The organism is Dendronalium sp. ChiSLP03b (assembly GCF_034531165.2).
GTDB lineage: Bacteria > Cyanobacteriota > Cyanobacteriia > Cyanobacteriales > Nostocaceae > Dendronalium > Dendronalium minutum.
The window spans coordinates 61,355-75,933 of sequence record NZ_JAVRBR020000158.1 but is presented as its reverse complement, the minus strand read 5'-3'; the positions used below and the strand labels follow the sequence as shown (position 1 = coordinate 75,933).

The 14,579-nt window shown below is 42.5% G+C and carries 15 protein-coding genes; 7 read left to right on the top strand and 8 right to left on the bottom strand.

The features are described from left to right. Positions 1–28: 28 nt before the first annotated feature. The 3 genes from RMY31_RS37085 to rplC form a co-directional block, all read right to left on the bottom strand. Positions 29–343 (bottom strand): 50S ribosomal protein L23, encoded by a 315-nt coding sequence (locus tag RMY31_RS37085; RefSeq protein WP_322657398.1) that lies wholly within the window; start codon positions 341–343, stop codon positions 29–31. Further along, complete coding sequence (gene rplD / locus RMY31_RS37080) at positions 336–968, bottom strand: 50S ribosomal protein L4 (protein WP_322657397.1); 633 nt, start codon at positions 966–968, stop codon at positions 336–338. Before rplD ends, RMY31_RS37085 begins: the two co-directional genes overlap by 8 nt. Before the next feature lie 98 nt (positions 969–1,066). Beyond that, positions 1,067–1,708: a 50S ribosomal protein L3 gene (rplC, locus tag RMY31_RS37075; RefSeq protein ID WP_322657396.1), complete on the bottom strand. Its 642-nt coding sequence runs from the start codon at positions 1,706–1,708 to the stop codon at positions 1,067–1,069. Positions 1,709–1,833: 125 nt separating this feature from the next. On the opposite strand from rplC, the gene RMY31_RS37070 reads away from it, so the two are divergent. The 3 genes from RMY31_RS37070 (at position 1,834) to RMY31_RS37060 (ending at position 3,876) form a co-directional block, all read left to right on the top strand. Then, on the top strand, positions 1,834–2,094 hold the full coding sequence (locus RMY31_RS37070) for a hypothetical protein (RefSeq protein WP_409879795.1): 261 nt from the start codon (positions 1,834–1,836) through the stop codon (positions 2,092–2,094). A 474-nt stretch (positions 2,095–2,568) separates the two neighbouring features. After that, positions 2,569–3,057 carry an NAD(P)H-quinone oxidoreductase subunit N gene (locus RMY31_RS37065; RefSeq protein WP_322657394.1) on the top strand — a complete coding sequence of 163 codons (489 nt, stop codon included), beginning with the start codon at positions 2,569–2,571 and terminating at the stop codon, positions 3,055–3,057. A 279-nt stretch (positions 3,058–3,336) separates the two neighbouring features. Further along, on the top strand, positions 3,337–3,876 hold the full coding sequence (locus RMY31_RS37060; RefSeq protein WP_322657393.1) for a DUF3172 domain-containing protein: 540 nt from the start codon (positions 3,337–3,339) through the stop codon (positions 3,874–3,876). Between the two features lie 100 nt (positions 3,877–3,976). Here RMY31_RS37060 and RMY31_RS37055 read toward each other — a convergent pair whose 3' ends face one another. The 4 genes from RMY31_RS37055 to RMY31_RS37040 form a co-directional block, all read right to left on the bottom strand. Next, positions 3,977–4,846 carry an AMIN domain-containing protein gene (locus RMY31_RS37055; protein WP_322657391.1) on the bottom strand — a complete coding sequence of 290 codons (870 nt, stop codon included), beginning with the start codon at positions 4,844–4,846 and terminating at the stop codon, positions 3,977–3,979. A 454-nt stretch (positions 4,847–5,300) separates the two neighbouring features. Beyond that, positions 5,301–5,810: a hypothetical protein gene (locus RMY31_RS37050; RefSeq protein ID WP_322657390.1), complete on the bottom strand. Its 510-nt coding sequence runs from the start codon at positions 5,808–5,810 to the stop codon at positions 5,301–5,303. 4 nt (positions 5,811–5,814) lie between these two features. Next, entirely contained in the window at positions 5,815–7,998 is a 2,184-nt protein-coding gene (locus RMY31_RS37045; RefSeq protein WP_322657388.1) for a cation:proton antiporter, read from the bottom strand. A gap of 245 nt (positions 7,999–8,243) precedes the next feature. Beyond that, positions 8,244–9,545 carry a cation:proton antiporter gene (locus RMY31_RS37040; RefSeq protein WP_322657387.1) on the bottom strand — a complete coding sequence of 434 codons (1,302 nt, stop codon included), beginning with the start codon at positions 9,543–9,545 and terminating at the stop codon, positions 8,244–8,246. Positions 9,546–10,124: 579 nt separating this feature from the next. On the opposite strand from RMY31_RS37040, the gene RMY31_RS37035 reads away from it, so the two are divergent. The 4 genes from RMY31_RS37035 to trxA all read left to right on the top strand — a co-directional run bounded on the left by RMY31_RS37035 (position 10,125) and on the right by trxA (position 12,273). Continuing rightward, on the top strand, positions 10,125–10,430 hold the full coding sequence (locus RMY31_RS37035) for a hypothetical protein (protein WP_322657386.1): 306 nt from the start codon (positions 10,125–10,127) through the stop codon (positions 10,428–10,430). 202 nt (positions 10,431–10,632) lie between these two features. Next, positions 10,633–11,034 (top strand): fasciclin domain-containing protein, encoded by a 402-nt coding sequence (locus tag RMY31_RS37030; RefSeq protein ID WP_322657384.1) that lies wholly within the window; start codon positions 10,633–10,635, stop codon positions 11,032–11,034. 413 nt (positions 11,035–11,447) lie between these two features. Next, the gene (locus tag RMY31_RS37025) at positions 11,448–11,681 is read left to right on the top strand and encodes a Nif11-like leader peptide family natural product precursor (RefSeq protein ID WP_322657383.1); all 234 of its coding nucleotides are present in this window, start codon (positions 11,448–11,450) and stop codon (positions 11,679–11,681) included. 265 nt (positions 11,682–11,946) lie between these two features. Beyond that, complete coding sequence (gene trxA, locus RMY31_RS37020) at positions 11,947–12,273, top strand: thioredoxin (protein ID WP_322657382.1); 327 nt, start codon at positions 11,947–11,949, stop codon at positions 12,271–12,273. A gap of 68 nt (positions 12,274–12,341) precedes the next feature. On the opposite strand, the gene RMY31_RS37015 is transcribed toward trxA, so the two are convergent. Then, positions 12,342–14,540 (bottom strand): tetratricopeptide repeat protein, encoded by a 2,199-nt coding sequence (locus RMY31_RS37015; RefSeq protein ID WP_322657381.1) that lies wholly within the window; start codon positions 14,538–14,540, stop codon positions 12,342–12,344. Positions 14,541–14,579 lie beyond the last annotated feature (39 nt).

Here is a 14,579-nt window from a genome sequence, read left to right as displayed (position 1 = left end):
CTCTTAACTCCTAACTCCTAACTTTGATTTAGACTTCTGGGAATAGAACTTGTCTGATCTTCTCTTCGTCCCCAGGTGCGACGGTGACAATAGCTCGCTTGTATTGGGGCTTGAAACCTATAAATTTACCAACTCGCCGCTTTTTGCGTGGTGGTAATGCGGTATTAATTTTTACAACCTTCACCTGAAACAAATCTTCAATTGCCGCTTTGATTTCTGGCTTGGTTGCCTTTGGAGTCACTTCAAAGGTGTATTTATTCTGCTCCATCAGGATGGTCGCCTTCTCTGTGACAATTGGGCGACGTACTAAGTCAGGAAGGTTGCGGGGGTCAAAGTTAGGCACTGTAGACCTCCTGAATTTTTTCTAGTGCTGATGCTGTAACTACAATCTTGTCAGCGTGCAGCAAATCATAAACATTTAACTGGTCAGCTGCGATGAACTTTAAATTTTCTACATTGCGGGCTGATAAATAAACGTTCTCCGCAATCTCAGACAAAATTAACAGTGTTTTATTTTCTGGTTCTGCGCCCCAACGAGCTAGTGCTGCGATCAATTCTTTGGTTTTTGGGCGGGTTAGCTCGTTGCTAAATTCTTCTACTACTATCAAGTCGTCAATGCGGCTTACTAGTGCTGTCCGCAGAGCTAAACGTCGCTCTTTGCGATTTAACTTCAGGTTAAAGTCTCTGGGCTTTGGCCCAAAAATTACACCACCACCACGCCACAGCGGTGAACGAATAGACCCTGCACGAGCGCGACCAGTACCTTTTTGCCGCCAAGGTTTGCGACCGCCGCCTCTAACTTCGGCACGAGTTTTTGTACTGGCAGTGCCTTGGCGAGCATTAGTTTGTTGTCTTACTAAGGCTCGGTGAACAATATGAGCCGCTGTTTCTTCTTTTGCAACTCGCAATTCGAGCGTTGCCTGCCCGACTTGTTCTCCTTGCCAATTTTTAACTACACTCTCTACCATCTTTGTGTCCTTTGTCAGTTGTCAGTTGTCAGTTGTCTTTTGTCAGTTGTCTTTTGTCAGTTGTCCTGATATTTTCTACTGACGCTGACAGCTAACAGCTATTTTTTACTACCAACTTGCTTTGCAGGCAGAATATTCACTAAGGACCCTGGTTTACCAGGAATGGCTCCCTTAATTAGCAATAAGTTGCGTTCTGCATCAACTCGCACTACAGTCAGCTTGCGAATTGTGACGCGGCTACCACCCAAACGCCCTGCCATCCGTTTACCTGGATAAACACGACCTGGTGTTGTACCAGCGCCGATGGAACCAGGCGCTCTGTGGTTTTTGGAACCATGGGACATGGGCCCGCGACCAAAGTTGTTGCGCTTTTGGTTGCCTGCAAAACCGCGACCGATACTTGTACCGACTACATCTACAATTTGACCTGCACTAAAAATATCTGCTTTAATCTCTTGACCTAAAGCATAATCACTAGAGCTATCTGTGTGATATTCATTTAAATGACGCAATGCTGGGGCAGATGATTTGGCCAAGTGACCCAGTAGTGGTCTGTTTAATGCCTTTGGTTTTACTTCGCCAAAGCCAACTTGAATGGCGGCGTAACCATCGGTCTGTTTCGTTTTAACTTGTGTAACAGTGCATGGGCCCGCTTGAATGACAGTTACAGGAATTGCTACTCCTGCTTCGTCAAACACTTGGGTCATGCCCAGCTTGGTGCCGAGAATACCTACAGACACAGTAACTGGTTCTCCTTATCTACTTGCTGACCTTGAAATCGGACTCTATAAGAAACGCTGTGTAAACATCGTTTGAGGGTGGACGAGCCTCCAGAAGTTGTTGCTCCAACTTCTCACGAACACAGATGTACCCTTACTGCTTGGTGAATCCGGTTACTTTCACTCACATGGTCACCAGAACAGCCATAAGCGTCTTCCCAATGGGAAGAAATAACTTCTGGAATCAAGGCAATGCTTTAGAGCTTTGCGCTTTGTGCAGCAATGCTTTCGTCCAAGCAATTGCTATGGCACTTTTGGAGGCATCCCTGTTGGTTGGTTTCCCAACTAAAGGCGATCGCCTTGCTGTAGTGGGACTTAAGCGGGTTTTACCGCCCAGTATCCTTTAACTGAGGCTAATACAATGTCTTTAAACCAACATTATCGCTCAGTTCCTACTTCACTAAATACCTTAAACAACAGCTTAAGGTTTTGCCTGGTTTGTTCAGGTGGGCTACACGAGTGAACATAGTTTGGAGCTGAGGATTGGCTGGAGTTTTCTAGCCGTCGGCTCCTAGGTTGACCGGAAAGCTTTTCTAGTTTACCAGTCTCTTGCTCATTTGAACTAGTCTAGACTCTTTTAAATTAAGTCGTCAGCCTTAGTGCTAACACCAGTTCACAATTGCAGTTAAAAGGCAGTCTAAAAGGCACGTTTGGTCACAATCTAATAATATAAATCATTTCTTTATTTTTGTCTAGGAATTTATATACTGATTTTTGGCTTTGAGTTGGCACAGATAAACTAAAGAGTGAAGTTTATCTAACTTAATCTCTCAGTTCACGGTCAATAATAGAGATATCTAGGTGGGATAGGACAAAAATCTATGGCACTAATTACCACTGGCAATGGTTTAATTCGCGATCTGGAAAAATTTGGCTCTGTTGGTGTGTACGTACCTTTGGAAGGAGGTTTTGAAGGTCGGTATCAACGCCGACTGCGTACAGCTGGCTATGTCACCCTTCATATTACTGCTAGGGGGCTGGGCGACTTGGCTGCTTATCTGACAGGGGTTCATGGAGTCAGACCACCGCATCTGGGTAAAAAAAGTACTGGTAGTGGCGCGGCAGTAGGTTATACATACTATTTGCCACCACTTGTCAATTATCACCTAGAACAGCTACCACCAAAGTCAAAGGGGCTGGTCTTGTGGATGATTGAAGGGCATATTCTTTCCGATCAGGAAGTTGAGTTTTTGACAACTTTGCCCAGTTTGGAACCACGAGTGAAGGTGGTTGTCGAAAGGGGTGGCGATCGCGCTTTTCGTTGGCAACCTCTCAAAGATACATTCTCAGCTAGCTATCAAGCTGTGTAATTAACTAAAGATTAGGGGCGATCGCTACTTTTGTATACTCAGCCAAGGTGCGATCGCCTTTATGGCAAACAAAATTATCATTAACCCAAAAAGAAAAAGCGATCGCATGATTGGTACACTCTACTCAGGAACCTGAGATCGTAAACTTTGCTAGTTTTGTGATTTAAATAAAATATTTTTAGAAAGTTACAGGCAATTACAGTCAAGAATCGGCATACTGAAAGAGGGACAGGTTAAACCACTCCCTGCTTTCTTAAGCGTGAAACTGATCCAGCGAAAATGAGACGTAAATCTACTGGTAGATCGGCTACTACTTCTAAACCTTCTGCTTTCCAATCCCCGATGTTTAACTTCACTACAATTGCCATTTTGGCAGGAGTGCTTGTTTTGGGAATTGGAATAGGCATTGCTTTTAGTTCTACAACTACGTTAAGCCCATCAAATGTGGCTTCCCGTGAGTTCATTGATACTAAAGCACCAAACCCTGAGATTTGCGTGCAGTATGGAGCCAGTGCAATGGTAATGGATGCCAGACTGTTTGTGACTCTCAATCCCTTTAATGTCTACGTTGCTCAGCCAAATATGCGGCCTGGATGTGTTCTCCGTCAAAATAACTGGGCACTTTTAGAGCAACGCAAACTTGTGACATCTCAACAGGTAAATGAATGTAAGAATCGCCTGAATACTTTTGGCTTTACAGGTAATTTGGATAGTGAAAAGCCTGATATTAGGTGTATTTACCAAAACGAAGCAGCTCAAAACTTCTTTATGGCTCAACCAGGAGCGGTTGCACCATCTCAGGAAACCGATAGATTCTAGATTTGCACAAGGTTGGGACTTCCGAATCAAAAATATCCCATTGTAATTGTTGGTTGTTAATAACTTCAAATGGGATGATTTACTGCTTGGAATGATTCTATTATTTATGCTTAGGAAGGGGTTGACCAAACTCAATCACCTTAATATCTTGTTCGCCTGGGGTTGGATACTCATTGGGGACTGTTGGGACGGGAAAATCAGGATTTGCTGTGGGAGGAGTATTCTGAAAATTACCGGGTTGATTGGGGAAACTAGGTGGAGGAAGAAGAGAACTAGGTACTTGAGAGGAGTTGCTAGGAGCGAGGGGCGGTACAGTGACAAAGGGCTGCTGGTTAGTAGCTGTTGGTAGCGTGCTGGGCAACTGAAGGTAGTTACTTGGGGTCAAATTACTGGGCTGCGGGGAGTAGTTTGGGCTTGGAGGTACGTTACTAGGCAGTTGCGGGTAGTAGTTATAAGAATTTGGTGGTAGGTTGTTGGGTGACGGCTGGGAGTTTCCCGGTTGTATGGAGGGACGACTATAGCTAGAAATAAAAGGACGTAACACCCAGCGAGTGGGGTTTTGCTTAGACACGGGTTGCAGTTGTATCTGCTTGGGATCTATAAATGTCCCTGCTGCCAAATCCAGAACAATGCGAGTGACGGTGGCATTTAATTGGGAAACGCGAATTCTTTGGATTGCTCCCGCATAATTTTGTTTAGTAGGAACATAACCTAACTTGGTATCTGGAAAATCTACAACCAGACGAGGGGGTTGGGAGAGATAAAAGTACTGAGGAATTGCACCTGCTGAGAGTGTAATTTCCAGTTGCAGAACTTCTGGGGAAAAACGCCAATCATCTAGCTTTGCTACTGGCGCAGCAATACTAGTACCAGTTTCTAGGGCAATTGCTGTATACAAGCCAAACAAGCTTAAGCCAAATAGCTGCTTGCTCCATTGGAAAAATTGCCTGGTCTTCAGTCCGTTGTACATTATTTTTATCCCTTGTATCTTGAGCAATCGGGCATTTGGTAATAGTTGGTAATGAATAAGACCAATATCAAAAGTTAAAAGCAAAATGAGCCAGTGCAAGAGGCAGGAGAGCAGAGGAGCAGGGGAAGATATAACTGCTGACAACTAACTCTGAATTCCTCACTCAGCAACGACACTTGCTTCAACTGGGGAACCCCACGCCAGTTCTCTCAAGTCGGCAGAGCCTTGACGCTCGGTCGCGTAGCGTCTCCCCTTGGGAGAGGACTCGCTAACGGCAGTCGCTCATGGGGGAAACCCCCAAGACTGCGCTGCCTCACTAGGTAACTGGCTCCGCAACGCAGTGGCTCCAACCGGCGGGTTCGCCTTTAGGCGTTCTCGTACCCCTGCGGGGAAGCAAGCTACGTGCAGCGTCTCCGTTAGGAGAAGAGTAGCCGCAGAAGCGTCTACAGTACTTTCAGTGGCTTTTTGACTTCTGTGATTCCTCTTGGGCTTCCTGTAGCATTGCGGTCAATCCTATAGTTTGGGGAATACCATTGACAGTTAATTGACCAGTAATCTTACCTCGATCTACCAGTTGCATTTGGATTGTGACTAATTTGTTACGATCGCCTTGAGTGTCAGAGATATGACAAAGGATGTATCTGTCAACTTTTCCAGATAAACTCGATTGTTGATTTTTGAAGATACCTGTGAGAGAGTGTTGTTCCTCCGTGTCTGCGTTGGCGTTTGCTGGTAATAAAGAGGCATTCAAGTAAATACCTGATTGCTGAATGTCTAACATCAAGGGGGCTAATTTTGCACAATTTGGGAAATTTTCAGCTAGCGTCAGACGATAACGACCGTTAATTGTAGGAGGAGCTTTGAGATTGTTTTCTCCATAGGCCGTGACAACTTTAAACAATAGTAGAACTGAACCTATTGCTACTCCATAGAAAGCTAAGGATTTGAAGTTGAAATGATTCATTGTTTCAGTTGCTGAGTATTGATTTTGGATTGCTAACCTCAGAAAGTACAGAAGCGAGGTGAGAGGTGATTTGACTGTAACGGCGGGTAATCAGCAGTGAAGAGCGGCATTGGATGGCTAGTGCATCTGTGTAGCGTCCTAAGGTTTGGCGCTCAATACCCCAAGCGCGACTGGTACCAGCAATAGTGAGGTCAACACCTTCTGAGGCTGCGACTACAGCTTGAATTGGCTCTGTGGCTTCGACAATCTTGATTTCAATGCGATCGCGTACACTGGTTGGCAATTGCCTAATCATTGCGTGCAGATCGTAACTCAATTCATCCTGGATGTGATTTTCTGCAACCACCTGTAAAATTTGCAACATAGAGGTGTCACGATTAATTAACAGTCTGAGAGCTAGTATCAGTGCCAAATCATCATGGATATTTGCTGAGTAGGGAACTAGTAACTTTTCTAATTGCTCTCCTCCCCGATCGACAAACACTGCTACATCTACTGGTGCAGTGCTGAGAATTTGCCCGACTCGTCCACCTAAGCGATTGTTACTGAATGCTGGGCGATGCCATCCTACAAGAATTAAATCGGGTTGTTCGATTTTAGCAATCTCTGCGGTTTCCCTCGCGACATTGCTGGATGTACGAACGATGGGATGCACATAAGACCGTATTATCGGCGGTTCTAGAGTATTAATTAGGTCTTCTAGCTGCGCTCGACGCTGGGCAATTAATCGGTTAGCTTCAACTGGAGTACTCTCAAAAGCATAGTCTTCCTCTAATTCAATCAAGCTCAGAGGATTGACAATGGCAGGTTGTTGGTCGTTGAGAGCAATGGCTACTGCCAACTGTAGCAAGCCTTTTTGCGTACTAGGATTAGCTACTGGCACTAAAATTCGGTAGGGACGGGAAGATTCACCATCATTTGTGGTAGCTATTTTTTCTTGCGGTTCTGGCTCTACTATATCTAACCTGATCAGCCGTTTCGGATATGTCCATTCCAGCAGTGGCGAGGTCATAAACGTTGTTACCAACGCCATAATCACCAGCATGGTAAACACCAAGGGTGAGATTACTCCTAACTCCAGACCAATATTGAGGACAATCAGCTCGGTCAAACCGCGAGTATTCATTAACCAACCAAGTGCCGAGGCTTCTCGGTTATTAATTCCACTGACACGAGCTGCTACATAAGTGCCAATATACTTGCCAGCGATCGCCACTGCTAAAACCAATGCACATAAAAGCCACAAATCAGGACTGTTAAGCAAGCCAATTTGCGTCCGCAAACCACTGTAGGCAAAAAACACTGGCAGTAGAAATACCAGGACAAAATCTTCTGTTTTTTCTGCTAATTCTCTAACTAAGTCTGCATTTTTGGGCATGGCTGCGCCCAGTAGAAATGCCCCAAAAATGAGATGAATACCAATAACTTCGGTGATCAGGGCAGAAGCTACCACTGCCATGTAAATTAAAGCTACTAATAATTGGCTGAGGCGTTTGGTACGCTGGTAGTGGCGCTCTAAGCGTTGCAGGAACCAACGACCCACCGTCAAGATGAAAACGATGTAAACTAAGCTTTCGATAATGGTAGGCAATGCACTAATCACACTGCCTCCTTTAGCCACAGCGATCGCTACTGCCAACAAGCACCAAGCTGTTACATCATCTACCGCCGCACAAGTTAGCGCTAATGTTCCCAAGCGCGTTCCTTGCAAATTATTCTCCGTAATAATCCGAGCTAGTACTGGAAATGCTGTAATCGACATCGCGGCCCCTAGAAATAGGGCAAAGGCAGTAAACGAGACACTAGCATTGGAAACCAGAGGATAAAGTAACAGCGCTAGCAGCGTTCCTAAGGAAAACGGTACTAAAATACTGACGTGAGAAGTTAAAACTGCTACTTCTAACTGACCGCTGAGATATTTGGGATTTAGCTCTAGCCCAATTAGAAACATGAAAAATATTAGTCCCACCTGAGACAAAACATTTAAAAAAGGAAGAGTTTCTGCTGGAAATAGGGTAGCTGCTAAATGGGGAGCAACTAAACCAAATAAAGAGGGGCCGAGCATAATCCCAGCGACAATCTCACCAATGACCAACGGTTGCTTAATTGACTTGAATACTAATCCTGCTAACCGTGACAGTCCAATAACAATCAGCACCTCAATCAGAACAAGAATAACTGTGTGCATGGTTTCCTCAAAAGTGACTATCTGGTTTACCTAAGATGATTTTTCTTAACCTCTTTAGGGACATGCTATGGCACGTTTAGAGATGCGTGAAATCGTCACAAACAATTCTTAAATAAATAGTATTGAAGCATAAATAGGTAATAGTTTTGAGGTATTGGATTTTTAGTAGCGCTTCAATACTATTACAAGAAAATCAGCAGTTATAACCAAAGTCCAATTGTCGGTACTGATTTAACTTTCAAGCTTTAATTTAAATTTGTTGAAGTGGAACTAGCATAGCTTGTACCTTGCAACAAAAAGGCAACTATCGGTGATGCCATGAGCGTAGTAATAATTGCCATAATAACCATAATAGTGAATAAGGTTGGGGTGATTACGCCTTGCTCAAGACCAATGTTAAGGATAATTAACTCCATCAAACCACGAGCATTCATTAGAGCGCCAATAGTTGCTGAGTCTCGCCAATTTTCTCCCGCCAATTTTGCTGCCAACATGCAAGCAATGCCTTTACCGAGAATGGCTATTAGCACAATTAAGAGCGCGATCGCCCACAAAGCAGGTGTGTTTACCAATCCGATTTGAGTATTGAGTCCGGAGAACACAAAAAATATTGGCAGTAGAAATGAAGTAGTCAAATACTCAGTGCGATCGCGTACTTGCTCTGCAAATTCGCCTCGTGGCATTGCTGTACCTAAAATAAATGCACCAAATACTGCATAGATACCAACTGCATCAGTTAACCAGGAACTGAACATTAAAACAATTAATACTAAAGTCAGAGTTTGGATACTAACGCCACCCTCACGTTTTGTCATGCGAGTAAAAATGCTCAATGCTGAACGGCCAACAAAAACTGAAAGTAGTACGTAGCCAATACCACCACCAATAGCAAGAGCGGCAATACTTGCATTGGCTTTTAGGCTTGCTAGTACAATAGCCAGCAAACACCATGCAGTTGCATCATCTATGGAACCTGCTGCTAATGCCAGAGTTCCAAAGCGAGTTTTAGCAATACCACGCTCGTACAGCATCCGGGCTAACATCGGAAATGCCGTAATTGACATAGAAGCGCCTAGATATAAGGCTGCTGCCCAAGGAGTCACCCCTTCTTTAAAGAGTTCAGCTTTGCCATACAATAAAAAAGCTGCGGCTGCACCTAAAGTAAATGGTGCAAGTATCCCCGCCCCAGAAACTAAACCTGCACTCTTGATTCGCTGCTTAATCAAATCGGTATTAAACTCTAAGCCAATCAAGAACATATAAATTACTAACCCAATTTGACTGACGGCAAAGAGAATTGACATTGATGGATTAGGAATCTTTGCTCCTGTGGCAAGCAAAATTGGAACCTTGGGAAACAGCCATTGTTGTAAATCAGGGGCGATTAAACCAAACAATGATGGGCCCAACATGACACCAGCAATCATTTCGCAAACAACATCGGTTTGCCCAAGGTAGCGTCGCCCAACAAAAGTTACCAACCGACAAGCTACCAAAATAACAGTTAACTGGAGTAATAGCTTCAGCACTAGCTCAAAATTCGACATTTGAATTCCTTTCTAAGAAATGGCAGGATTGCGAAAGGCAAATATAGCAATCTTTAAGTCCAGAGTAAATAACAGCAATTGTACAAGAGCGAAATTTCGCGTCTCTGGATTGAATAATTTCTCCTCTACTTCAGATTTGCTCTGCGTACTAGCCAAAATTAAAAGTAAACTCGGATGCTGCAATTATCGCTACATCAGTATTATTTCTTATTCCGCAAAGACACCTGCATGAGAGATTTGTGTAATATACCTGTGGCGAAAATAACGGAGTTTAGACTATAACTGTTTCCACCGACTAAGTAGATGTACAAAAATATTTACAGTCATTGCGATCGCTTGGCTATTTTGGATTAGTCGAGTACTAGAGGCTTTTGGTCAATAGACTTCGCCAAAAAAGCAGGTAATCAAACTTTTGTAGAACGGTAGCAATTGTTGCTAATGACACTAAAGCATTCGCAGTAAAATTTATGGGTCAACTTTGATAAAAACTTAAGAACTCTCAAACCCAAGCAAACATTTAAATCTTCACCAGTTAAGAAAATTTGATAGTAGCCGCTGTTGATGTAAAGCAAAAGACAAATGACGAATTTAAAGAACTTCCAAAAACTAGTAGCACTTGCAAATGAATACGGGATTAATTGCCAGGCAGCGCCAGAAGAATGCCTGGTTGCATCCTTACCTGGATACGATGATTTCTTATTAGCTTTTACTTGGTCTGGTGCAGTTGAAGGAGAGCCACTAGACCATGAATTAATCGCAATTAGTGTGCAGGATATCACTAAAGAAGTTACTGTTGCAGCCTGGCAGATTCCTACTTATTTATTTGGCAACGTTTTAAGGCAAGCACAGATGCTTGTAGCTGCCCATCGAGATTTTATGAGTTGACAGACAAACCATAGCTAAAAACTATACCTGTCCGCTGAGGTGAAGATTTTTATTTATAACACTGGTAAAAAATGCTATAGGCAATACCAGTGTTTTTGCTATTTGCAATTTTTTGATGAAGCATTATGTCTAAGGGTAGATACCATTTACTGTGAAGAAAGATTACATTTGTAACGAAATGTACAGAAATTAATCAAAACACATGGCTGACATAGTTGATACCGCTGTAAATGCTGGCTCCTTTAACACTTTAGTTGCTGCCGTTAAGGCTGCTGGGCTAGTTGATACCCTCAAAGGTGCCGGCCCATTCACTGTTTTTGCGCCTACAGATGAAGCATTTGCTAAACTTCCAGCAGGTACAGTAGATGCATTACTGAAAGACATTCCCAAGCTGAAGAAGATCCTCACTTATCACGTTGTTTCAGGCAAAGTGTTATCATCCGACGTAGTTAAGCTGAAGTCAGCTACTACTGTTGAAGGATCGGACGTGAAAATTGACGCTTCTAATGGTGTCAAAATAAATGATGCGACTGTTGCAACACCAGATGTTGCTGCTGATAACGGTGTAATCCATGTCATTGATACAGTGTTAATTCCTGCCTAACTAACACTTGGAATCGTAGCTAATCTTTGTTTTAGCTACGATTCTTCGTAAAGATGACTGTAATTTTCATCAAGCTGATTAAAATTAGCGGTTGCAAGATGGTAGCAAAGGCGCGATCGCACTCTGAAATAGCCCTGAGATATTTTATTTTCCGTCAGTAAGAGCTTGCACGCGCTATTCCCAATCGAAGCAATCTATTTTAACTAAATATTGCTACTGTCTTAAAACTTAACTTTACGAAATAGCACATTATCACCCTAAAAGTTATATTTTTTTGTCATAATCAGCACGTTTTTCTCGTTTGTTTTAAAATCAAAACTATAAATCTAGAAATTCTTGACAGAATTTGATGAATCCACAGGAATCGAATCACTACATTCAAACCTGATATTTGAAACAGGAGACAGACTGTCATGACACAGCAAAATGCTGCCAGACTTTTTCAAGCTGTAAAAAAAGATCAAGCACTACAGCAAAGACTCAAAGCAACAGCTAACCCAGAAGCTTTTATTAAGATTGCTCAAGAACGTGGCTATGAATTCACTGCCGAAGAACTGAACAGTGAGATTGACAAATTATCTGAAGAAGATTTAGCTGCCATAGTCAATCCAGGATGGGGAACTAGACGGCACATTAATCCTAGATGATTCTTGCTTTGTGAAATCGAAAATATCTGAATACCCTGCTGAAACCTTGATTCAGCACCTTAAATTCAGGTGGGGTCACACAATCCCTACCTGATTTGTCTTTGCGTCTGTTTGTTGAAGAGAATTTTCTGCTAAGTAGCCGTCATGAGGAATTCGTCATGACGGCTACTTACAGGCAATTATTAAACTCAATGCTCAAAAGGAAGTATAGTTTGTATAGTTAGCTTTTTACTAAAATTTTAGTTTCACGTTGGAAAATTAAATAATGTCTACTGATACGGTTGCTTACGTTGAAGAAAGTGAATTTGATGCTCTTTTAACTGAAGAGAAAGTTGTTGTTGTTGATTTTACTGCTACTTGGTGTGGTCCTTGTCGCCTTGTTAGTCCGCTAATGGATCAACTTGCTGAAGAATTTCAAGATAGTGCTAAGGTTGTTAAGATAGACATTGATAACAATAAACCAGTTTTTAAAAGATTTGGTCTTCGTAGTATTCCAGCAGTTTTATTTTTCAAAGATGGAAACTTAGTAGAAAGCATCATAGGAGTTTCTGCTTACGAGCAGTTCAGTGATGCTGTTCAAAAGCTGCTTTAACTTATTTCAAATTAATTGTACATATGTAGCTTTACCCAGGCGAATAGTAGCCTATAAATAAGGCTTTTTTAATTTTTAATTACGCTCAGTTGACTAATACGGCTGAGTGTTTTTTGGTAAAGATCTTGCTTGCCTTGTTGCTGATAAAGTTCTGCCGCTTTTTGCAAATCTGCAATCGCACTTTGTTTATCTTCGAGACGAAAGCGGGCATTCCCCCGGTTGTAGTAGGCATCAGCACGATTAGGTTCAAGACGAATAGCTTGCGTATAATCTGCGATCGCTTCTCGATCATTTCCTAAAGCCCCTCGAACAACACCTCTGTTATAGTAGGGAAGGCCATAATTAGGATTAATTGCAATGGCTTGAGTATAATCTGCGATCGCTTCTTGTTTATTTCCGAGAGCATTGCCTCGGTTGATGTAAGCATTTGTATAGTTAGGATTAATTTGTATTGCTTTTGTATAATCCTCAATTGCATCTTGCTTGTTGCCTTGGTCGTGGCGGGCAACACCCCGATTATAGAAGGCAGCATCATTATTAGGATTAATCCGAATAACTTCTGTATAATCCTCAATTGCTTTTGAGATATTGCCTAATTCATAGCGAATGAAACCCCGCTTGAAGTAGGCATCAGCATAATTGGAATTGAGTCGAATAACTTCTGTATAGTCATTAATAGCGTCTTGTTTATTACCTAACTCAGAGCGAATAATCCCGCGTTTGTAGTAAGCATCAGTATCGTTAGGATTAATATTAATCGCTTCTGTGTAATCATCAATTGCCTTTTGTTTATTGCCTAGCTCTGAATTGGCTTTACCTCGGTTGTAGTACGCAGAGGCGCGATCGCTATTGGGAATGCTTACTCGGTTCAGCGTTAGCTTGAACTCACCGCCGGTAGTGCGGGTAATGTCCAAGGTGACAGGAGTACCCACTTTCCCACTACGAATCAGCTTCACAGCATTGCTGACAGTTTTGCCTTTGGTAGATTGACCATCAATTGCGAGAATGCGATCGCCTGCTTTCAACCCTCCCTCGAAGGCAGAAGTTTTTTCATAGACGTTAGTAACTGTAAGTAACTTGGTTTCTTCGCTGATTTGCCATTGAACACCAATACCAGCAACATCTTGTTCTAAATAGGTGAGTGCTTGGTTATAATCGTCAATTGCTTTTTGCGGCTCTTTGAGTTGAGACTGGGCATTACCTCTATTTAAATAGACTTCACCATTCTTGGGATCGATCCCAATAGCTTTATCAAAAGCGGCGATCGCTCCTTTCCAATCTTCTTTTTCAACCTTTTCTAATCCTTGGTTAAAGAAGTTGTCAGCCTGATTGGGATGCAGTCCGAAATATCTAATTCCTCCAAATGCACCTAATCCCAATACCAGAAAAGCACTAATGAGTACTAACTTCTTATTATTAGGCGGTGGTGGAGGTGGTGGTTCTGGAGGAAATTGTAAGTTTTTTAAGTCATGGAGTACTTCGTCTGTAGATTGATAGCGATCGCTAAAGTGCGATCGCACCATCTTGTCTATAATTACTGTTAACTGAGGACTAACCTTTGCATATTCGTGCCAAATAATTTCACCCGTACGGGGATCTTCTTGTAATTGACTGGGATGTAAGCCTGTCAAGGCTTCAATCGTCACTATGCCTAAAGAATAAATATCGCTACAAAAGCGCGGTCTACCTCCGGCTTGTTCGTTAGGCATATAACCTGGCGTACCAATCACCCGCGAAAAAGTTGTTTGCCCTTGTGAATTTACATATTGCGTGTGAACTTGCTTGACGGCTCCAAAATCAATTAAAACTATTTTTCTATCTTTATACCGCCGCATCAAATTACTAGGTTTAATGTCACGGTGAATCACCTGACACTGGTGTACATAACTCAAGACATTTAACACATCTGAAATTATGCCAATTACCTCAGTTTCTGCTGGGGGTTGAGTAGGTATCATTTCTTGATTGAGAGAATTACCTTCAACCAATTCCTGAACTAAATAAAATTCTTCATTCTCCTCAAAGTAGTCGAGAATATCGGGAATTTGGTCATGTTGTCCCAACTTTGCTAAGGTTCTTGCTTCAGAATCAAAAAACAGCTTTGCCTCTCGCAATGTGTATGGATCTTTGCTGGTTGGCTGCAAACGCTTGACGACACACTGCCTCTCCATTCTGCGGATGTCTTCAGCAAGGTATGTTTCGCCAAACCCACCTTTACCCAGTTGTTGAATAATTCTATAGCGCTTGTCTAAAATTGTACCTAGCATTGTGTCTACTCAGTGCAACAGCGCTGAATTTCCTATCAA